Source organism: Lysobacter korlensis (assembly GCF_042434515.1).
In genome coordinates this window covers 88804-108951 of record NZ_JBHLTG010000003.1, presented here as the reverse complement: position 1 = coordinate 108951, position 20148 = coordinate 88804, and the positions used below count along the sequence as shown (strand labels likewise).

Below are 20148 nucleotides of genomic sequence, written 5' to 3'. Positions count from 1 at the left end.
AGCGCTGCGTTGCCGCGGGCAGCTACGCAGGCACTCATGCCAAGACGGTGAAATGCCAGGAGTGGACCGAGCGACTGGACGCGCCTGCGATGGGCCCCGGCACAACGATGGCTCGAAAGCGCAGGCGGCGGGTGACTAGCGAGCGCCTTCCTGCAGGCGCGCGATGACAGGGGTCACCTGCTCCATGCGGCCCAGACCCTGACCGACGCGCCCGAGCACCGCAACGAGCTCAGCGGTGTTGTCCGCACGCAGCGTCGCATGTCCAACCTTGCGCCCGGCGCGCGGCTGCTTGCCGTAGTCGTGCCAGTGCCCGCCTGGCTCAGCGAGCACGGGCTCTGCCGCGGGCATCTCACCGATCCAGTTGAGCATGCAGGCCTGTCCGACCATCCGCGTGTCACCGAGCGGCAAGCCCAGTACCGCACGCAGGTGGCTCTGGAACTGGCTGGTCTCACTGCCTTCGATCGTCCAGTGGCCCGAGTTGTGCACGCGCGGAGCCACTTCGTTCGCAAGCAGCACTCCGTCACGACAGAACAGCTCGAGCGCGAATACGCCGACGTAGTCCAGCGACTTTGCGATGCGGCGCGCATGATCGAACGCCTGGTCGGCAAGCGCGGCGTCGACAGGCGCCGGCGCGAGACTCGCCGACAACACACCGTCGACATGCCAGTTCTCGGTCAGCGGCCAGCAGCGGAACTCGCCGTTGCGACCGCGCACAGCCACCACCGAAAGCTCGCGCTCGAATGCGACGAAACCTTCAAGAATCAGCCCGACCGTTGAAGCCTGAGCGCCCAGCGCCTGCCAAGCACCCTCGACATCAGCGGGTGACCGCAGCCGAAACTGCCCCTTGCCGTCGTATCCCAACCGCCGCGTCTTGAGGATGCACGGTGTACCGATCTGCTCGACCGCCGCCTGCAGCTGCTCGCGTGAGTCGATGGCCTGGAAGTCGGGCACCGGGATGCCGAGTTCGCGAAACATCGTCTTTTCGGCGAGACGATCCTGCGCGATCGCCAGTGCTCGCGGGTTCGGAAAGACCGGGATGCGTTCGGCGAGCCACTGCGCCGACTCGGCCGGTACGTTTTCGAAGTCGAACGTTGCGACGTCCACCCTCGATGCGAACTCTGCGAGCGCGGACTCGTCGCGGTAGTCACCAACGACCATGGGCGCGAACTGGCCAGCGCAGGCATCGGCGGCCGTGTCCATCACAAGAAAGCGAAGCCCGAGCGGTGCACCCGACAATGCAAGCATGCGGGCAAGCTGGCCGCCGCCGAGGATTCCAACAGTCGTCATTGGCGCGGATCGTCGTTGTTGCAGACCTCGTCGGTCTGTCGCTGGCGGAATGCGTCGAGCGCCGCGCCGATCTGCGGGTGCTGCGGCGCAAGCATTGCCGCCGCAAACAGCGCGGCGTTGGCGGCGCCCGCGTTCCCGATGGCGAACGTCGCGACCGGAATACCGGCCGGCATCTGCACGATCGACAGCAGCGAATCCAGTCCGTTGAGCGCCCGGCTCTGCACCGGCACCCCGAGCACAGGCACCGCGGTCTTCGCAGCCAGCATGCCGGGCAGATGGGCCGCGCCACCGGCGCCGGCGATGATCGCGCGCAAACCACGCTCAGCGGCTGTCGACGCATAGTCGAACAGCACGTCCGGCGTGCGATGCGCGGAAACGACGCGGACTTCGTGCGGCACGCCGAGCGACTCGAGCTTTGCAGCGGCGTGCTGCATCGTCTCCCAGTCCGAACGCGAGCCCATCACGATGCCCACCAGCGGTGCCGGCGACGCCGACTGCGGAACTGACATGGTCCTGCCCCGAGGCAAAGCCGTATTCTACCGTCTCACTTCCGCGATGCCTCGCCCATGGACCGCAAGCTGCTCGACCTGCTGGTATGCCCCGCCACCCGCCAGCCGCTGCTGTTGCTCGAAGAGCGCGGCCTGCAGGCGCTCAATGGCGCAATCGCCGCCGGCGGCATCGTGCGTGATGACGCGACGGCACAGGCCGAGCCGCTGCGCGAAGCGCTGGTCACGCGCGATCGCAAGCGCGTGTACCGCATCGACGACGGCATCCCCGTGCTGCTCGTCGAAGAGGCGATCTCGACCGCCCAGGTGCAGGGTTTTCCGGGCGCATGAGCGCGCACTCCGATCAGATGGCACCTGTTCCGCCTCCAGTCGAAGTGGTCGAGGCCGATGTCAGCCGCGCGCTCGCCGAGGATGTCGGAGCCGGCGACGCCACCGCAGCGCTGCTGCCCGATGTCGAAGACAGCGCCTACCTGCTCTGCAAGCAGGCGGCTGTCGTGTGCGGACGGCCGTGGTTCGACGCCTGCCACCTGCGGCTGGATCCTGGTGTGCAAATCGAATGGCGGGTCCGGGAGGGCGACCGCGTCGATGCTGGCACCGTGCTCGCGACATTGCACGGTCGCGCCCGCGCGCTGGTCACGGCCGAGCGGGCGTCGCTCAACTTCATGCAGACGTTGTCGGCGACGGCCACGGCCACCGCCGCGTTCGTCGAGGCAGTCCGCGGGACGCGGGCGCGCATTCTCGACACGCGCAAGACCATTCCGGGTCTGCGCTTGGCGCAGAAGTACGCAGTCCGCATCGGTGGCGGCAGCAATCACCGCATGGGCCTGTTCGACGCGGTGATGCTCAAGGAAAACCACGTGCGCGCCGCCGGCTCGGTCACGGCTGCGATTCAACGTGCTCGCGAGCTTCAGCCGCAACTGCCGTTGATCGTCGAGGTCGAAACGCTCGCCGAACTCAGCGAGGCCGTCGCCCAGGGATGCGACCGGATTTTGATCGACGATTTTGACGCGGACATGCGCCGCGAGGCCGTGCGCATCGCGGCCGGGCGAATCCCGCTGGAGGTGTCCGGCGGCGTTGACCTCGGCAGCGTGCGGTCGATCGCAGACGACGGCGTGGACTGTATTTCGATCGGAGGCCTGACGAAGCACGTCCAGGCCATCGATCTTTCACTCAAACTCGGCCCGCCGCCCGCGTAAGGCGCAGACGCCGGCCCGCCGCTCAGGCAATTGCGCGAGCAACCACCGCAAGCACGGCAGCAGCGCCTGCGAGGGCCAGCACCGTCGCCGTTCGGCGGCGCGTCCACCGCTTGGCGGGAGGAGCCACGTCGTTCGCATCCGACAGCAGCGGGTCGCTGGCCGACACTGCCGCCAGGCGGAACCGCAGCGTGTCGAACATGATTTCGTCACCCACGCGAGCCTCGCCGGAAAGCACGCGCTTGCCGTTGATGAAGCTGCCGTTGGTCGAGCCGAGGTCCTCGAGCTGAACGCCCTCGCCTGTCGGCAGCAGCCGCGCGTGCATGCGCGAGATCCCGGACTCGTCGAGTCGTATTGAGCAGTCCGGCGCACGCCCGACAACGGTTGTACCCGTCAGCGGATGGCTGCGGCCGAAACCGGAGCCCGACACCGTGCGCAACACGTAACGCGGCAGTGCGACGCGCACGGCGGTGACACCGGCACCGTCGTTCGATGCCGAGGTACCTGCGCCACCGATGCGTTGGCTGACCGCGCTGACCGCATCGACCGAGGCCAGCCGCGCCTGCACGTTCTCGAACGCGACCGTATCGCCACGTCGCAGTGCGATCAGTCCTGCGACCGGACGGTCGTTCACAGTCACGGAGGCGCCGGCTGGAACGTCGAGCGTTACGCCTGTCGCCGTGACGTGCAGCTGGCAATGCTGGGGCTTCACGCCGGGGCGGTTGATGACAATGTTTGCGCTCGGATCGGAGCCGATCCGGTTGACCCCCTCGCCGAGCAGCACCTGCGGATGCTCACCACCGGGAAACACGAGTTTCATGCAGTACTTGCCTCCAACGGCGTGGGATCAGACCGCCGCTTGCGACAGGCGGTTTGAGTCGCCACATTACCGGACATGCCAACCCTCGTGCTACTGATGATTCTGGGCGCTCTTGCCTTCGGCTACTGGAGCGCGGGACGTGCCGCGGCCGAGCGCGCCGAGGCACTCGGACGCAATGCCTGCCACGCGGCCGGCGTGCAATGGCTAGATCAGAGCGTGCACGAAATCCGGGTTCGGGTATGCCGCCGGGAGAACGGTTGGCTTGGGCTCGAACGGACTTTCCGCTTCGATTACTCGCTCAACGGGGACGACCGCCATTCCGGGCGGCTCGTACTGCGTGATGGCCGGCTGGTGTCGTTCACCGGCCCGGTTACGCCGCGGATCGTGCAGCTTTCCGGGTAGGCGTCCACGGCCTGGGGCGCCTCGTTGTCCGGGCGGAAATGGGCCCGAGCGTACGCCAAGGCGGGCTGCTTCAGACTGCTGAGGTGACTGCCCGCCGCGGTGACCGCGGACCAAAGGGAAGTGGCCCGACCGCCGCACCTTACACGAGCGGCTGGTCCTGATCCTCGATGAGCAGGCCGAAGCGCAACATTACGTAGCTTCGAGCAGAGGGACGGCGCCCGTGCCACCGCTTGGGCGGCAGTACGCCACCAAGGTGCCTATTTCACGACGCGCAGGTGACCGGAACGGCGCGGCGAGGGCCGACTGGGGCCGCCGTCGTCATCGTCGTCCGACGTATCGTCAGGGCTGGACGGCACGGCGCTGAGCAGGACCCCCGCCTCTTCTTCGCCCTCGGTTTCGTCCTCAGGCTCGGAGCCGAGCATTCCGTCGTCCGGCAAGGCCATGCCCTGCCCGGTCTCGCGCGCATAGATAGCGAGCACTGCCGACACGGGCACCGAGACCGGAAAGCTGACGCCGCCAAAGCGCGCACTGAAGCTGATGGCGTCGTTACTCATCTGCAGCTGCGAAACCGCGCGCTCGGCGACGTTGAGCACCACCTTGCCGTCATTGACGGACTGGCTCGGCACTTGAACCCCGGGCCGCGTCGCGTCGACAAGCAGATGCGGCGTCATGCCGTTATCGGCAATCCATTCGTACAACGCGCGCAGCAGATACGGGCGGTGGCTGGTCATCGACATCGGATCCCTCATGGGTCCAGTGTAACTCCGACCGGCTGGGGTCGCCCCGTCGCCGCTCCTGCGGCCGAGCCCGGCGCGACCGGTCAGGCCGGCAGTTCGCGGAGCTTGCGCTCCTGCTCGGTCAGGCTGCGCGCGAACCCGGGGTTACGGAAAATGCGGTTGCCGTAATCCTCGATCGCCTTGCCATCCTTGGGCAGCGCGACACCCAGCGCCGGCAGGCGCCAGATGATCGGCGCCATCGCACAGTCGGCAAGGCTCATCTCGGTGTTGAGAAAGAACTTGTAGGCCTTGAACAGCGGTACCGAAGCCGTCAGCAATTCCTTGAGGCGCTTGCGACCGGCCTCGGCCTGGGCCTTGTTGCCGAGCTGGATCGCCTGCACCTGCGGCACCCAGTCATGCTCGAGCCGCAGCGTCGCCAGGCGCAGACGTGCGCGCGAAAGCGGGTCGACTGGCATCAGCGGCGGATGAGGATAACGCTCGTCGAGGTATTCGCTGACCACGCTCGCCGCATACAGCACGAGGTCGCGCTCGACCAGAGTCGGCACGGAGTGGTACGGGTTGAGGTCGATCAGGTCTTCCGGCGGGTTCTGCGGATCGACCGGCGCCAAGTCGTAGCTCACGCCCTTCGCGGCCAGCACCAGGCGGACCCGATGGCACAGCACGCAATCGGTGGACGAAAACAGAGTCAGGGCATTACGCATACGTAGGCTCGTGGCCATGTCGACCTCGCTGGCAGGACCGGAATCCGCCGGTCACCGACGCCGCCCGCACGCTGCGGTCGGTCGTCACGGCCCGAGCTGCGCCCATCGCAAGCGCCGCACGGCGGAAACGCCGCGCGGACAGCCACACAGGCCGCCGTGCTGGCGGCCCGCACGATACGGCCCGTCAGTGCACGTCGCGCCAGTATTCCTTCTTCAGGAGCCAGGCGAGGAACGTGAACATCGCCAGGAACAGCACGACCCAGACGCCGATGCTCTGGCGCTTGAGCGCGGCGGGCTCGCCGGCGTACTCGAGAAATGCAGTGATGTCGCGAACGACCTGGTTGAATTCGGCGTCGGTCATCGTACCGGCCTGCATCACCTTCAGATCGACGATCTGGCTCTCGCCCGTGGCCGGATCGGCCGCGCCGTGTACCGCGCGCACCAGGCCCTGCTGCTGCCAGAGCGGGTTCGGCATCGAAACGTTCGGATAGAGCTTGTTGTTCCAGCCCAGCGGACGCGACTCGTCGAGGTAGAACGACTTGAGGTAGGTGTAGACCCAGTCGCTGCCGCGCACGCGTGAGATCAGGCTCAGGTCCGGCGGTGCCTTACCGAACCAGGCCTCACCGTTCTCGCGCGACATGCCGACCAGGATCTGCTCGCCGAACTTCGCACCCGTGAAGTTGAGGTTCTCCATCACCTCTTCCTCGGTCAGTCCGAGGTCCTCGGCCATGCGCGAGTAACGCAGGTACTTCAGCGAATGGCAGCCCGAGCAGTAGTTCATGTACAGCTGGGCACCGCGCTGCAGCGAAGCGCGATCGCTGAGCGCCACACCTGCCTGCTCGAGTTCGGCACCGCCGGATGCGGCGAAGGCGGAGGCCGAGACCAGCAGGCCGGCAGCGACGGTGGCGAGCTTGTGCAGTGCGCGCATCGGGAAGGCTTTCTCAGTCATGCGTCGTCACCCGTGCCGGCACCGGCTTGGTCCGGTCGATCCGGGTCCAGAGCGGCATGGTGAGGAAGAAGGCGAAGTACAGGAACGTCAGCACGCGACCGATGATCGTTTCCACCGGGTCGGTGCCGGGGCCGGCGCCGATCTTGCCGAGCCACACGAAGCACACCACGAGGACGGCCAGCATGAACTTCGTGATCGGACCACGGTAGCGGTGCGAGCGCACCTTCGAGCGATCCAGCCACGGCACCGCGAAGAGAATCGCGATTGCCGCGAACATCACGATGACGCCGCCGAGCTTGTCGGGCACGACCCGGAGCATCGCGTAGTACGGCGTGTAGTACCAGACCGGCTTGATGTGCTCGGGCGTCACGAGGCGGTTGGCCTCGGTGAAGTTGTCGTGCTCGAGGAACCAACCACCGAACGCAGGGGTGAAGAAGATGATGAACGCGGCGATCATCAGGAAGAAGCTGACGCCGAACAGGTCCTTCACTGAGTAGTACGGATGGAACGGAATGCCGTCCGCCGGTCCATCGTGCGACCAGCGATTGCCCTTCGGGCCGTACTTGATGTCGACGCCATCCGGATTGTTCGAGCCCACCTCGTGCAATGCGCCCAGGTGCAGCACGACGAGCAGCAACAGCACCAGCGGCAGAGCGATTACGTGCAGGGCGAAGAAGCGGCCCAGCGTGGCGTCACCCGGCAGGTAGTCGCCCATGATCCATTCGGTCAGGCCGTTGCCGATCACGGGGATCGCGCCGAACAGCGAGATGATCACCTTCGCGCCCCAGAACGACATCTGGCCCCAGGGCAGCACGTAGCCCATGAACGCCTCGGCCATCAGCACGAGGTAGATGAGCATGCCGAGGATCCAGACCAGCTCGCGCGGCTTCTGATACGAGCCGTACATCAGGCCGCGGAACATGTGCAGGTAGACGACGATGAAGAACAGCGAGGCGCCGGTGCTGTGCATGTACCGGATCAGCCAGCCCCACTCGACGTCGCGCATGATGTACTCGACCGAAGCAAACGCTTCCGCGGCGCTCGGCTTGAAGTGCATCGTCAGGAAGATGCCGGTCACGATCTGGTTGACCAGCACCAGCAGCGCCAGCGAACCGAAGTAGTACCAGACGTTGAAGTTCTTCGGAGCGAAGTACTCGCTCATGTGCTTGCGGTACGCCGGGCCGAAGCCCGGTGCACGGTGGTCAAACCAGGCGCGCCCGGCCGCGACCAGCGCGCTTACCGGGTCATTCGGCGCCGAGCGCTTGTCGGCAAACGTGCCGGAAGTGGTGTGCTTGTTCTCGGCCATGACTCAGGCGGCTCCCTGGGCGCTGTCGGGGTCGACACCGATCACGATCGTGTTGTCGTTCTCGTAGTGGTGCGGCGGCACGACCAGGTTGGTCGGCGCCGGCACGCCCTCGTATACCCGGCCTGCCATGTCGAACTTCGACTTGTGGCAAGGGCAGAAATAACCGCCCTTCCAGTTCGAATCGAACGGCTCCGGGCGGATCTCGGCCTTCATTTCAGGTGAGCAGCCCAAGTGGGTGCACAGACCGACCAGCACGGAGATTTCCGGCTTCAGCGATCGCCCCGCATTGGCGGCGTACTCGGGCTGCTGCTCGGGGTTTTCCGATTTCGGATCGCGCAACTGGTTGTCCAGCGTCGGCAGGGCCTTCAGCACCTCGGGCGAACGCCGCACGATCCAGATCGGCTGGCCGCGCCATTCGAAGATCAGGCGCTGCCCCACGTCCAGGGCACTGATGTCGGCAATCACCGGCGCGCCCGCGAGTTTCGCGCGTGCGCTGGGATTCCACGACTTGATAAACGGCACCGCCACGAAACCGGCGCCGACTGCTCCAACCACCGCGGTCGTCGCGGTGAGGAATCGACGGCGACCGGTATTCACGGGCTGGTTGCTAGGATCATTGACCCCTGGGTTGGCCATCCGGCACTCCGCAAAGCTGTAGCGACATTCACCGCGCCGCTGCCCGGGGGCGACGACGCGGCTCAAAGACGGCGAAGTGTAGCGGAACGGTTAACGGCGCGACAATCCGCTCGCGCCTCGAATCGCGGGTGCGTCAGCGGACGACCGGCGCTCCACGATAGCGCTCGGCCAGCTGGGCCACCCGGACCACGTAGCGCTGGGTCTCGCTGTAGGGCGGAACGCCCTTGTACTTGTCGACCGCGCCTTCGCCGGCGTTGTAGCCCGCGGCGGCCAGGGTGAGGTCGCCGTTGAAGCGCTTGAGCAGCCACGCGAGGTACTGAACCCCGCCGCGAATGTTCTGCGCGGCGTCGAAGGCGTTGCTGACACCGAACCGGCGCGCGGTGGCCGGCATCAGCTGCATCAGGCCTTGAGCGCCGACGCGCGACAAAGCGTTCGGGTTATAGGCCGACTCGGCATGGATGATCGCGCGCACGATCGCTTCGTCGACGCCGTACTGGGCCGCCGCGGCGGCGATCTCGTCGCGGTAGGCGTCGGTATTGAGGCGGATCTTGCCGAAGTTGACTCCGGGCTTCGCACCGCAGGCAAAGCACGTCTCCATGAAGCTGTACCGGATAGTCCGGACCGCACTTGCGTTCGCGAGCCCCTTCGGCGGTTTGCTGGTGTAGTGCCGCACGCCGTCGTGCACGTACGAATACACCTGCCCCTGCACGAGCCGGGACTTGCCCGAGCCCGTTGACGCAGACGATGGCTGGGCCGGGGCCGGGGATGAAGATGCGGGTGCCGGAACCGACCCCGACGCAGGCGAACCGGCGACCAAGTGGGTCGACGTGACGCCGCCGACAGCTGGCGATTCGGGGACGGGAGCGACGAACGGCGCCGGCCGCGACCGCGCTCCCTCGTAGCGGCCCACCGCACTGCAGGCCGCACCCGGCACGCGTTTGCTGACGTAGCTCCGGCTGCCGTCTGCCGCTTCACAGCGATAGACCGTGCCGGCCACGGCGGGTGCGCTGCCGAGCAGGCACACAAACGCAAGCGTGATTAAACTCCCCTTCATGGGGGGCGAGTGTCCTCATTTGGTCCGTCATTGCCAAGACATGCGTCGCAAAAACGCGAAGCGGGACCGTGGCGGTACGACGCCCGGTTACCATATCGCCCCCTTTCCGGCGCGGACTAATCGCCGCCCCTCCGGATACGAACGTGACCAGCCAGCCTTCGACCCTGCCCGAATCGCCTTCCGCCCCGACTGAAAACAGGGGACCCCGCAAGCTGTTCATCGAAACCCACGGGTGCCAGATGAACGAGTACGACTCGGCCAAGATGGCCGACGTGCTTGCCGCAAGCGAAGGCATGGAGCTGACGACGAACGTCGAGGAAGCCGACGTCATCCTCGTCAACACCTGCTCGATCCGTGAAAAGGCGCAGGAGAAGGTCTTCAGCCAGCTCGGCCGCTGGAAGCAGCACAAGCGGGGCGGGCGACCCGTGTTGATCGGTGTAGGCGGCTGCGTGGCAAGCCAGGAAGGCGACGCCATCGTCAAGCGCGCGCCGTACGTCGACCTGGTGTTCGGCCCGCAGACGCTTCACCGCCTGCCTGAGCTGATCCAGGCGCGACGCGAAACCGGTGTGCCGCAGGTCGACATCAGCTTTCCCGAGATCGAGAAGTTCGACCGCCTGCCCGAGCCGCGCGCCGAAGGCCCGAGCGCGTTCGTCTCGATCATGGAAGGTTGCAGCAAGTACTGCTCGTTCTGCGTGGTGCCGTACACACGTGGCGAGGAAGTCAGCCGGCCGTTCGAGGACGTGCTGGTCGAAGTCGCGCAGCTGGCTTCGCAGGGCGTGCGTGAGATCAACCTGCTTGGCCAGAACGTCAATGCGTACCGCGGGCCGTACGGGGATGGCGAGGTCGCCGACCTCGGCCTGCTGATCCGTACGATCGCGCAGATCGACGGCATCGGCCGCATCCGCTTCACGACCTCGCACCCGCTGGAGTTCTCGGACTCGCTGGTCGAGGCGTACCGCGACGTGCCGCAGCTCGCGAACTACCTGCATCTGCCGGTGCAGTCCGGTTCGGACCGCATCCTGTCGGCGATGAAGCGCGGCTACACGGCGCTGGAATTCAAGCAGAAGATCCGCAAGCTGCGCGCGGTGCGGCCGGACATCTCTATCAGCTCGGACTTCATCGTCGGCTTCCCGGGCGAAACCGAAGCGGACTTCAACAAGACGATGAAGCTGATCGAGGACGTGGGCTTCGACCAGTCGTTCTCGTTTATCTATTCGCGCCGCCCGGGCACGCCCGCGGCCGACCTCGAAGACACGGTCTCGAGCGAGGAAAAGCACGCGCGGCTGGCGCGTCTGCAGGCGCACATCAATGCGCACTCGCGGATGATTTCGGAATCGATGGTCGGCAGTGTGCAGACCATCCTTGTCGAAGGCCCTTCGCGCAAAGATCCTAACGAGCTGACCGGCAAGACCGAGAACATGCGCTCGGTGAACTTTGCCGGCCATCCGCGCCTGGTCGGCCAGTTCGTCGAGGTCGAGATCACCGAGGCGATGAGCAATTCGCTGCGCGGACGCGTGCGGGTTGCGGAGAGCGTCGAGGCCTGACAGCGCCTCGACGTAGCGGCGGGGCGGAAAATCAATCTCCGCCGACGGTTATTTCGCCTTCGCCTCGTACACCGGCTTGCCGTCGACATACGTCGCCTGCACCGCGACATTGCGCAGTTGCTGCGGGTCAACGGCCAGCGGATCTTGCGCCAGCACGACGAAGTCCGCGCGCTTGCCGACCTCGAGACTGCCGACCTTATCCTCGGCAAATCCGGCATAGGCCGCATCGAGCGTGAAGCCACGTAGCGCCTCGTGCGCGGTCAGTTTTTCGTGCGGCAACCAGCCACCCGCGGGCGTGCCCTGCGCATCGGTCCGCGTCGCGGCCGCGAACAGGCCAAGCCGGGGGTCGACTGATTCGACCGGGAAGTCCGAGCCGAGCGCGAGCCGCGTGCCGGTGTCGCGCAACTGCCGCCATGCGTAGGCACCGGTAATCCGCTGCGGCCCGACGCGGTCCTCGGCCCATGGCATGTCGCTGGTGGCGTGTGTGGGCTGCATCGATGCGATTACCCCGAGCGGCGCGAGCCGTGCGATGTCGGCGGGCGCGAGGATCTGGGCGTGCTCGATGCGCCAGCGGTGGTCACCCGCGTCGCCGAGGACCTTCGCATACGTGTCGAGCACCTCGCGATTGCCGCGGTCGCCGATCGCATGCGTGGCGACCTGCACCTTGCACCCGCGCGCCTTGCGGGTGACCTGCTCGAGGGTTTCGGGCTTCATCAGCATCAGGCCGCGGTGGCCAGGCTGGTCGCTGTAGTCCTCGAGCATCGCCGCGCCGCGACTGCCGAGCGCGCCATCGATGTAGAGCTTGACCGAGCGCATCTGCAGCCGGCCCGACGGATGCTGGTAGATGCCATCGCGGCAGAGTGCCGCAAGCGCGTCGCTGTCGCCGTCGGCCATGGCGTTGACCCGCAGCGGCATTTCCCCGCGATCGGCCAGTCGACGGTAGCGGCCGAGCTCGGCAAGCGATACGCCGGCGTCGTGCACGCCGGTCAGGCCGTGGGCCACCGCCTCGCGCATGCCGAGTGCGAGTGCGCGCTCGGCCGTGGCGTCGTCGAGCGGCGGCATCGCCTGCTCGACAAGCTGCATTGCCGAGTCGACGAACACGCCGCTCGGCTGCCCATCCTTGCCGCGCAGGATCTGGCCGCCCTCGGGCTGCCAGTCGCCCGCGAGGTCCCGCTTCACCGCGCGCATCGCGGCCGTGTTCGCCCAAGCTGCGTGGCCGTCGACACGGACGAGAAAGACCGGGCGGTCGGGGAACGCGGCATCGAGGTCTGCGGCGGTCGGGAACTCCTTTTCCGGCCAGTCGTTCTGGTCCCAGCCACGGCCGAGCAGCCATGCGCCCTTTGGCAGGTCGCGTGCGAAATCGCGCAACCGCTGCAGGACCTCGTCCTTGCTCTGCGCGCCGACGAGGTCGACCTGCAACTTCGTCAGTCCCAGGCCGGACACGTGCCCATGCGCGTCGATCAGGCCCGGCACCACCGTCGCCTTGCCGGCATCGATGCGCTTGGCCTGCGGATAGCGCTCGAGCAGCGCCTTGCGCGTGCCGACCGCAACGATGCGCCCGGTGTCGTCATATGCGATCGCCTCGGCCTGCGGCTGGCGCGGATCGAGCGTGTGGATGCGCCCGGCGCTGAGCACGGTGAAACCGGCGGCGCAGGCGGGGACAACCGTGCCGGCAAGCAGCAGCGACGAGAGGGCAAGCAGCAAGGGGCGCATGGGAAATCCGGCAGGCGGGGATCGCCCGACTTTGCGAAAAAGCCGGTAGCGGCGCAAGCTCACGCCGCCATTTCCACTCGATGTGCATGGTTTACCCGCAGCCCCAACCGGAAGACAGCCCCCGATGCCTTCTCGCACGACCTCCGAATTCACGCTCGACCCACCGGACGCCGAGCGCCTCGCCAACCTCAACGGCCCGCTCGACGGGCACCTGCGCATGATCGAACTGCGCCTGGGTGTCGAGATCGCGAACCGCGGCAACGTCTACCGCGTGATCGGTCCGCCCCCCGTGGTCGGCCAGGCGGAAACGCTGCTGCGCGACCTGTGGCGCGAAGCGGCGGAAGCCACGCTGGACGAGTCGACGATCCACCTCGCGCTTACGCATGCCGATGCCGACGAGAAGGTCAACGACGACATCGAACCCCAGGAAGTCGCGATCCGCGTCAAGCGCGGCATGATCCGCGGCCGCGGCCCGAACCAGGCGCGCTATCTGCATGCGATCGCGACGCACGACATCAATTTCGGCATCGGCCCGGCCGGTACCGGCAAGACGTTCCTCGCGGTCGCGAGCGCCGTTGAAGCGCTCAACGAGACGCGCGTGCAGCGGCTGGTGCTGGTGCGGCCGGCGGTCGAAGCCGGTGAAAAGCTCGGCTTTTTGCCGGGCGATCTGTCGCAGAAGGTCGACCCGTACCTGCGTCCGCTGTACGACGCGCTGTATGAAATGCTCGGCGTCGAGAAGGTCGTCAAGCTGCTCGAGAAGAACGTGATCGAGGTTGCGCCGCTTGCCTACATGCGCGGACGCACGCTCAACGATGCCTACGTGATTCTCGACGAAGCGCAGAACACGACGATCGAGCAGATGAAGATGTTCCTGACCCGCATCGGCTACGGCAGCACCGCCGTCGTGACCGGCGACCTCACCCAGGTCGACCTGCCGCGGCACCAGAAATCCGGGCTCAAGGACGCGCTCGACGTGCTGCGCAATGTCGACGGCATCAGCTTCACGTTCTTCGAGGCGAAGGACGTGGTGCGGCATCCGCTGGTCGCACGCATCGTCAGCGCCTACGATGCGCGCGACGAGCGTACGCCGGAACCCGGCGGCTGACCTGCGGAATCTGCGATGACGAAAGGCCCCGTCCGCCTCGATGTGGCGGTGAGTTACGCGACCGAACGCGCCGGCGTGCCGGCAGCGGTGAGTTTCCGCAAGTGGGTTGCCGCCGCGCTCGCGGGGCGGATCCGTGAGGCGGACCTTGCGATCCGCGTGGTCAGCGAGGACGAGGGCCGCTCGTTGAACCGGCACTACCGTGGCAAGGATTACGCCACGAACGTGCTGAGCTTTCCCGCCGAATTGCCCGAAGGCCTGCCGAAGGGCGTACGCATGCCTCTGCTCGGTGACCTAGTGATCTGCGCGCCAGTGGTGGCGCGCGAAGCGGCGGACCAGCACAAGCCGCTCGCGTCGCACTATGCCCACCTGACTGTGCACGGTGCGCTGCATCTGCTCGGCTGGGACCACGAGGACGAGCGTGAAGCCGAGGCGATGGAGCAGCTTGAACGCGAGATCCTGGCCGGGCTCGGCGTCGAGGATCCATACCTCGAACGTTGATGTTTTTACCGCCCTGATCGCGGCAGTGCCGCGCGTTCGGGCAGCGTTGCCGCCGGCGCGATAGACTTGCGCCTTCACGCCCTCCCCCCCGGGCCGTCGCGAACCAAACAGACCGCAATGTCCGAGGACGACAGTAGTACCTCTACCTTACGCACGCAGGAACCCCGCCGCTCCTGGCTGGACCGCATCAGCTCGGCGCTTTCCGGCGAGCCGACCACACGCGAAGACCTCGTCGAACTGCTGCGCGATGCCCAGGCCGACGGCCTGATCGCTGCCGACACGCTGACCATGATGGAAGGCGCGATCGCGGTGTCCGACCTCAGCGTCGGTGACGTCATGATCCCGCGCTCGCAGATGATTTCGCTGCCCGCCAGCGCGAGCCTGCTCGAGCTGATGAAGAGCGTGGTCGAGTCCGGTCACTCGCGCTTTCCGGTGCACGGCGACGACAAGGACAACATCCTCGGCATTCTCCTCGCGAAGGACCTGCTGCGCGGCGTCGTGGCGGATTTCGGGCCGTCGACGATCCACGAGATGTTGCGCCCCGCGGTACTGATTCCCGAATCGAAGCGGCTGGATGTGCTGCTGCGCGAGTTCCGGCAGTCGCGCAACCACATGGCGATCGTCATCGACGAGCACGGCGGTGTCGCGGGCCTCGTCACGATCGAGGACGTGCTCGAGCAGATCGTCGGTGAGATCGACGACGAGCACGACGACGCCGAGGATCCGAACGCATTGATCGCGGCGCAGGCCGACGGCCAGTTCGTGGTCGATGCGCTGACGCCGATCGACGATTTCAACGAGCGCTTCAGCGCCGACTTCGACGACGACGAGTACGACACGATCGGTGGGCTGGTCACCGCCGCAATTGGCCACCTGCCCGAAGCGGGCGAGGAGCTGACGCTGGGACGTTTCGTATTCCGCGTCGCCCGCGCTGATGCCCGACGTGTGCATGCGCTGCATGTCGGCGTGCTCGGCGAGGCCTGACCGCACTTGGGCGCGCCTGTGACCGCAGCCGGCCGCGCTGCGACGCACCACTCGCGCTGCGCTGCCGAGCCCGGCTGCAGGGCTTCCAGCGCCCGCGTGCGGCCCGGCTCCGGGCACGCTCGCCTGCGGCGCCTGATGGCGCTCGTCGTGTTCGCGCTGCTGTTGCTCGTCATGGGCACCGCCGGTGCCGCGCCGCGAATCGGCGTGGTGACGATGCAGCCGGGCGAGATCTTCTTCGAGCGGTTCGGCCACGACGCGATCGTGGTGCAGGACCCGCAGACCGGCCGCGCAATCTCGTACAACTTCGGATTTTTCGATCCGAGCGAAAGTGATTTCGTGCCGCGCTTCATCCGTGGCGAGATGCGCTACCGGCTGGTCGCGCTGCCGTTTTCGCAAGACCTCGCGATCTATGCCGACAACGGCCGCGGCGTGTCGGTGCAGTGGCTGGACCTGCCGCCGGATCGCGCCCAGGCGCTGGCCGATGCGCTTGCCGTCAACGCGCGGCCCGAGAACGCGCATTACCGCTACGACTATTTCCTCGACAACTGCTCGACACGCGTGCGCGACGCGGTGGACGTCGCGCTGGGCGGTGAGCTGCGCAGGCAGCTCGAGGGTCGCTCCCACGGCCGGACCTACCGGAGCGAGGCCACGCGCCTGGCTTCGCCTGCTCCCTGGATGTGGCTTGCGTTCGACATCGGCCTGGGCCCCGCCGCCGACCGCCCGCTGTCGATGTGGGAAGAGGCGTTCGTGCCGATGCGGCTTGCGGATGCGCTCGCTGGCGCGCGCCAAGCTGATCGCAACCCGCTGGTCGAGGACAGGCAGCCGCTGCTGCCGCACCGGATCTCGCCCGAGCCCGTCGAATCGCGTCCGCAGTGGCCGCTATGGGCGCTGGTCGGCGTCGCGCTCGGCATTGCCGCGGCCATCGGCGGCCATCGGCGTCCGCGCCTGACCGCAGCGCTTGCGTTGCCGGTCTGGTCAGTCTGCGCGCTGCTCGGTGCGCTGATGCTGTTCATCTGGTTCGGTACCGGTCACCGCTTCGGCTGGGCGAACCACAACCTGCTGCTGTTCAACCCGCTCTGCGTTGCGCTGCTGCCGGCAGGCTGGGCGATCGCGCGCGGACGCCGGCCGGCGCACCTGTTCGACTGGCTGCTGGTGGCCGTCGCGGCCGCAGCGGTCCTGTCGCTGTTTTTGCACTGGCTGCCGGTACAGCCGCAGCGCAACGCGCACTGGATCGCGCTGATCCTGCCAATCCATCTCGGCCTCGCGCTCGGCTTGTTCCGGCGCACGGGCGTCGCCGCCCGCGCCGAAGGTTGAGCCCGCCTGCGATCACCGGCACGATCACCGTCATGAACGACCTTCCTTCCGTCTCTGCCGGCAACGCGCCGCGCGTCGTCAACTGCGCCGCCTACTGCAAGGACGGGCTGCGCCGCGACATCCCGCTGGACGACATCAGCGACGCGCTGGCGGTGGACGATGGCAGCTTCGTCTGGGTCGGCCTGTACGAGCCCGACACCACGCTGCTCGACAAGATGCAGGAGGAGTTCGACCTGCACGACCTCGCGGTCGAGGACGCCCACCACGCGCATCAGCGGCCGAAGATCGAGGCCTACGGCAATTCGCTGTTCATTGCCGTGCATACCGCGCAGATGATCGACGGCCACATCCGCTTCGGCGAAACGCATGCGTTCCTCGGCCCGCGGTACCTCGTCACCGTGCGCCACGGCGCCTCGACGAGCTATGCGCCCGCCCGCGCGCGCATGGAACGGGACCCGGAAATGCTGGCCCACGGGCCGAGTGCCGGGCTTTACGCGGTGCTGGACCAGATCGTCGACAACTTCATGCCGATCGTCGACGAGTTCAGCCATTCGCTCAACGAACTGGAACAGGATGTGTTTTCGGCGGAATTCCGCAAGGAGACCGTCCGCGAGCTCTACGACCTCAAGCGCGAGCTCACCCGCCTGCGCATGGCGCTGGCGCCGCTGCAGGACATCCTCGGCCAGCTTGCGCGGTCACGTGGCGGGATCATCGACGACGAGATGCAGCTGTACATGCGCGACGTGCTCGACCACGTGGTGCGCATCAACGAAACCACCGACACCCTTCGCGAAATGCTGACTGCTGCGGTCAGCGTCAATCTTTCGCTGGTCACGGTGCACCAGGGCGAAGTGGTCAAACGGCTGGGTTCGTGGGCCGCACTGCTGGCCGCGCCGACGTTGATCGCGAGCTGGTACGGCATGAACTTCGAATACATGCCGGAGCTGCACGGACGCTGGAGCTACCCGGTGCTGGTCGCCGTGGTTGTGGCCGTCTGCGTGCTGCTGTACCGCAGGTTCCGCAAAGTCGGCTGGCTCTGATTCCGCGAGCGGCCGCCGCGGGCGATTGACCTGCGCCTCCGCCTCGGCGACGCTCGCGGCAGTCCCGGGAGGCGTCGTATGAAAGGTCTGGCGTGGGTCGGCTGGTCGGGAGCGGGTTTGCTGGCGATCGCCAGCCTCGCGGTGCTGGCACTGCAACGCGGTGAAACGGTCAGTGCGATGTGGCTGGTCGCGGCCTCGCTGTCGGTGTTTTTCCTCGCCTACCGGTTCTATGCGCGATTCATCGCGAACCGCGCGCTCGGCATCGACCCGACGCGCGCGACGCCGGCGTGGCGGCGCAACGACGGGCTCGACTACGTGCCCACCGAGAAGTCGGTGCTCTACGGCCACCATTTCGCCGCGATCGCAGGCGCCGGACCGCTGGTAGGCCCCGTGCTCGCCGCGCAGATGGGCTACCTGCCCGGCACGCTGTGGATCCTGTTCGGCGTGGTGTTCGCAGGCGCCGTCCAGGACATGCTGGTGCTGTTCTTCTCGACGCGACGCGACGGCCGCTCGCTGGGCGAGATGATCCGCGCTGAAATGGGCGCGCCGGCCGGCATCGTCGCGATGATCGGCATCCTGATAATCATGGTGATCCTGCTCGCCGTGCTCGCGCTGGTGGTCGTCAAGGCGCTCGCACAAAGCCCGTGGGGCACGTTCACGGTCGCGATGACGATCCCGATCGCATTCCTGATGGGCGCGTACCTGCGCTGGTTCCGGCCCGGGCAGATCCTCGAGGTTTCGGTGCTCGGGCTGGTCCTGCTGCTGCTGGCGATCTATGTCGGCGGCAAGGTCGCATCCAACCCGGCCTGGGGACCGCTGTTCACCTACGACGGCGCAACGCTGGCCTGGATGCTGATCGGCTACGGCTTCGTCGCCGCCGTGCTGCCCGTGTGGCTGCTGCTCGCCCCGCGCGATTACCTGTCGACCTTCCTCAAAATCGGCACTGTAGCCGTGCTCGCGGTCGCGATCCTCTTCGCGATGCCGCAGCTGCAGATGCCGGCGGTCACGCGCTTCGTCGACGGCACCGGGCCGGTCTTCGCGGGCTCGCTGTTCCCGTTCCTGTTCATCACGATCGCGTGCGGCGCGGTGTCGGGCTTTCATGCGCTGATCAGCTCGGGCACCACGCCGAAGATGATCGCGAACGAAGCGCACATCCCACTGATCGGTTACGGCGGCATGCTGACCGAGAGCTTCGTCGCGATCATGGCGTTGATCGCGGCCTGTGTGCTCGATCCGGGCATCTATTTCGCGATGAACGCGCCGGTCGCGTTGATCGGCGAAACGGCGCAGTCGGCCGCGGCGGCGATTTCCGGCTGGGGCTTTGCGATCACGCCCGAAATGCTGGCCGCGACCGCCGCCGACATCGGCGAGAGCACGATCCTCTCCCGCACCGGCGGCGCACCCACGCTTGCGGTCGGCATGGCGCAGATCCTCAACGGCTTGGTCGGCGGCAGCGGCATGATGGCGTTCTGGTACCACTACGCGATCCTGTTCGAAGCGCTGTTCATCCTGACCACGATCGACGCCGGTACGCGCGTGGCGCGCTTCATGATCCAGGAGCTGATTGGTCTGGCCTATCCGCCGTTCCAGCGCACCGAGAGCTGGGGCGCGAATGTGGTCTGCACCGCGCTCGCGGTGGCCGGCTGGGGCTGGTTTCTGTACCAGGGCGTGGTTGATCCGCTCGGCGGCATCAATACGCTGTGGCCGCTGTTCGGCATCGCGAACCAGATGCTCGCGGGCATCGCGCTGGTGTTCTGCTGCGTGGTGATGGTGCGCATGAAGCGCGAGCGCTATTTGTGGATTCCGCTGGTGCCAACCGTGTGGTTGCTGATCTGCACGATGACCGCGGGCTGGCAGAAGCTGTTCCATCCGGATCCGAAGATCGGCTTTCTCGCGAATGCGGCGCGTTTTTCCGAAGCAGCCGGTCGCGGCGAGCTGCTGGCGCCGGCCGCGTCACTGGCGGAGATGCAGCGCATCGTGTTCAACAACCGACTCGACGCCGCATTGTGTGCGCTGTTTATGGGGGTGCTGCTGGCGATGGTGGTGTTTGGCGCACGTGCCGCGCTTCAGGCCCGGCGCTCGCAGCGGCCCACGGCGCAGGAGACCGCGTATGTCGCGTTCGAAGCCGCACGCTGAAGCACTACGCGCGGTGCGCGGTGCGGTTTCCCGCGCGTGGGCTACCGCCGTTCGCAGCGCACGCCTCGCCGTGGGTGTGCCGGATTACGACGCCTACGTGGAGCACTGGCGGCTCCATCACCCGGACCGCGCGCCGATGGACCGCGAGGCGTTCTTCCGCGAACGCATGGATGCGCGTTACGGCCGCGGGCGCAGCCGCTGCTGCTGAGTCGCGTGCGTCGCG

Annotated in this window: 21 protein-coding genes; 11 read left to right on the top strand and 10 right to left on the bottom strand. The window is 67.0% G+C overall.

Annotated elements, in window-relative coordinates:
* Positions 1–135: 135 nt before the first annotated feature.
* Together ACFFGH_RS13675 and purE are read right to left on the bottom strand one after the other, a co-directional pair.
* Positions 136–1287, bottom strand: a complete 1152-nt coding sequence (locus tag ACFFGH_RS13675) for a 5-(carboxyamino)imidazole ribonucleotide synthase (protein WP_386669146.1) — start codon at positions 1285–1287, stop codon at positions 136–138.
* Entirely contained in the window at positions 1284–1796 is a 513-nt protein-coding gene (gene purE, locus ACFFGH_RS13670; RefSeq protein ID WP_386669144.1) for a 5-(carboxyamino)imidazole ribonucleotide mutase, read from the bottom strand. The genes ACFFGH_RS13675 and purE overlap by 4 nt, the downstream gene beginning before the upstream one ends.
* A 57-nt stretch (positions 1797–1853) precedes the next feature.
* Here purE and ACFFGH_RS13665 point away from each other — a divergent pair, with 57 nt between their 5' ends.
* Together ACFFGH_RS13665 and nadC are read left to right on the top strand one after the other, a co-directional pair.
* Entirely contained in the window at positions 1854–2123 is a 270-nt protein-coding gene (locus ACFFGH_RS13665; RefSeq protein WP_386669142.1) for a Trm112 family protein, read from the top strand.
* Positions 2120–2989 (top strand): carboxylating nicotinate-nucleotide diphosphorylase, encoded by an 870-nt coding sequence (gene nadC, locus ACFFGH_RS13660; RefSeq protein ID WP_386669140.1) that lies wholly within the window; start codon positions 2120–2122, stop codon positions 2987–2989. Before ACFFGH_RS13665 ends, nadC begins: the two co-directional genes overlap by 4 nt.
* A gap of 22 nt (positions 2990–3011) precedes the next feature.
* Here nadC and ACFFGH_RS13655 read toward each other — a convergent pair whose 3' ends face one another.
* Positions 3012–3806, bottom strand: coding sequence for an FHA domain-containing protein (locus ACFFGH_RS13655; protein ID WP_386669138.1), 795 nt, complete (start codon positions 3804–3806; stop codon positions 3012–3014).
* 75 nt (positions 3807–3881) lie between these two features.
* On the opposite strand from ACFFGH_RS13655, the gene ACFFGH_RS13650 reads away from it, so the two are divergent.
* Positions 3882–4208, top strand: a complete 327-nt coding sequence (locus ACFFGH_RS13650; RefSeq protein WP_386669136.1) for a DUF3301 domain-containing protein — start codon at positions 3882–3884, stop codon at positions 4206–4208.
* A 257-nt stretch (positions 4209–4465) separates the two neighbouring features.
* On the opposite strand, the gene ACFFGH_RS13645 is transcribed toward ACFFGH_RS13650, so the two are convergent.
* From ACFFGH_RS13645 to ACFFGH_RS13620, 6 genes are all read right to left on the bottom strand, one after another.
* Positions 4466–4957, bottom strand: coding sequence for a ClpXP protease specificity-enhancing factor (locus ACFFGH_RS13645; RefSeq protein ID WP_386669134.1), 492 nt, complete (start codon positions 4955–4957; stop codon positions 4466–4468).
* Between the two features lie 71 nt (positions 4958–5028).
* Positions 5029–5664 (bottom strand): glutathione S-transferase N-terminal domain-containing protein, encoded by a 636-nt coding sequence (locus ACFFGH_RS13640; protein ID WP_386669132.1) that lies wholly within the window; start codon positions 5662–5664, stop codon positions 5029–5031.
* Between the two features lie 166 nt (positions 5665–5830).
* A complete protein-coding gene (locus ACFFGH_RS13635) occupies positions 5831–6574 on the bottom strand; it encodes a cytochrome c1 (protein WP_386670207.1) in 744 nt (247 codons plus the stop codon).
* Between the two features lie 13 nt (positions 6575–6587).
* Positions 6588–7901: a cytochrome b gene (locus tag ACFFGH_RS13630; RefSeq protein ID WP_386669130.1), complete on the bottom strand. Its 1314-nt coding sequence runs from the start codon at positions 7899–7901 to the stop codon at positions 6588–6590.
* A 3-nt stretch (positions 7902–7904) separates the two neighbouring features.
* The gene (petA, locus tag ACFFGH_RS13625; RefSeq protein ID WP_386670205.1) at positions 7905–8537 is read right to left on the bottom strand and encodes a ubiquinol-cytochrome c reductase iron-sulfur subunit; all 633 of its coding nucleotides are present in this window, start codon (positions 8535–8537) and stop codon (positions 7905–7907) included.
* A gap of 133 nt (positions 8538–8670) precedes the next feature.
* Positions 8671–9591: a lytic transglycosylase domain-containing protein gene (locus ACFFGH_RS13620; RefSeq protein WP_386669128.1), complete on the bottom strand. Its 921-nt coding sequence runs from the start codon at positions 9589–9591 to the stop codon at positions 8671–8673.
* A 164-nt stretch (positions 9592–9755) separates the two neighbouring features.
* On the opposite strand from ACFFGH_RS13620, the gene miaB reads away from it, so the two are divergent.
* Positions 9756–11135 carry a tRNA (N6-isopentenyl adenosine(37)-C2)-methylthiotransferase MiaB gene (miaB, locus tag ACFFGH_RS13615; RefSeq protein WP_386670203.1) on the top strand — a complete coding sequence of 460 codons (1380 nt, stop codon included), beginning with the start codon at positions 9756–9758 and terminating at the stop codon, positions 11133–11135.
* 48 nt (positions 11136–11183) lie between these two features.
* Here the strand turns inward: miaB and ACFFGH_RS13610 are convergent, their stop codons facing one another.
* The gene (locus ACFFGH_RS13610) at positions 11184–12848 is read right to left on the bottom strand and encodes an amidohydrolase (RefSeq protein WP_386669126.1); all 1665 of its coding nucleotides are present in this window, start codon (positions 12846–12848) and stop codon (positions 11184–11186) included.
* 124 nt (positions 12849–12972) lie between these two features.
* On the opposite strand from ACFFGH_RS13610, the gene ACFFGH_RS13605 reads away from it, so the two are divergent.
* The 7 genes from ACFFGH_RS13605 to ACFFGH_RS13575 all read left to right on the top strand — a co-directional run bounded on the left by ACFFGH_RS13605 (position 12973) and on the right by ACFFGH_RS13575 (position 20133).
* A complete protein-coding gene (locus ACFFGH_RS13605) occupies positions 12973–13953 on the top strand; it encodes a PhoH family protein (RefSeq protein ID WP_386669124.1) in 981 nt (326 codons plus the stop codon).
* A 15-nt stretch (positions 13954–13968) separates the two neighbouring features.
* Positions 13969–14451 (top strand): rRNA maturation RNase YbeY, encoded by a 483-nt coding sequence (ybeY, locus tag ACFFGH_RS13600; RefSeq protein WP_386669122.1) that lies wholly within the window; start codon positions 13969–13971, stop codon positions 14449–14451.
* Between the two features lie 117 nt (positions 14452–14568).
* Positions 14569–15435, top strand: coding sequence for a CorC family transporter (locus tag ACFFGH_RS13595; RefSeq protein WP_386669120.1), 867 nt, complete (start codon positions 14569–14571; stop codon positions 15433–15435).
* A 135-nt stretch (positions 15436–15570) separates the two neighbouring features.
* Positions 15571–16749, top strand: coding sequence for a lipoprotein N-acyltransferase Lnb domain-containing protein (locus tag ACFFGH_RS13590; RefSeq protein ID WP_386669119.1), 1179 nt, complete (start codon positions 15571–15573; stop codon positions 16747–16749).
* A 32-nt stretch (positions 16750–16781) separates the two neighbouring features.
* Positions 16782–17789 (top strand): magnesium/cobalt transporter CorA, encoded by a 1008-nt coding sequence (gene corA, locus ACFFGH_RS13585; RefSeq protein WP_386669117.1) that lies wholly within the window; start codon positions 16782–16784, stop codon positions 17787–17789.
* 78 nt (positions 17790–17867) lie between these two features.
* Entirely contained in the window at positions 17868–19925 is a 2058-nt protein-coding gene (locus ACFFGH_RS13580; protein ID WP_386669115.1) for a carbon starvation CstA family protein, read from the top strand.
* Positions 19900–20133 (top strand): YbdD/YjiX family protein, encoded by a 234-nt coding sequence (locus ACFFGH_RS13575; RefSeq protein ID WP_386669113.1) that lies wholly within the window; start codon positions 19900–19902, stop codon positions 20131–20133. Before ACFFGH_RS13580 ends, ACFFGH_RS13575 begins: the two co-directional genes overlap by 26 nt.
* Positions 20134–20148: the final 15 nt, after the last annotated feature.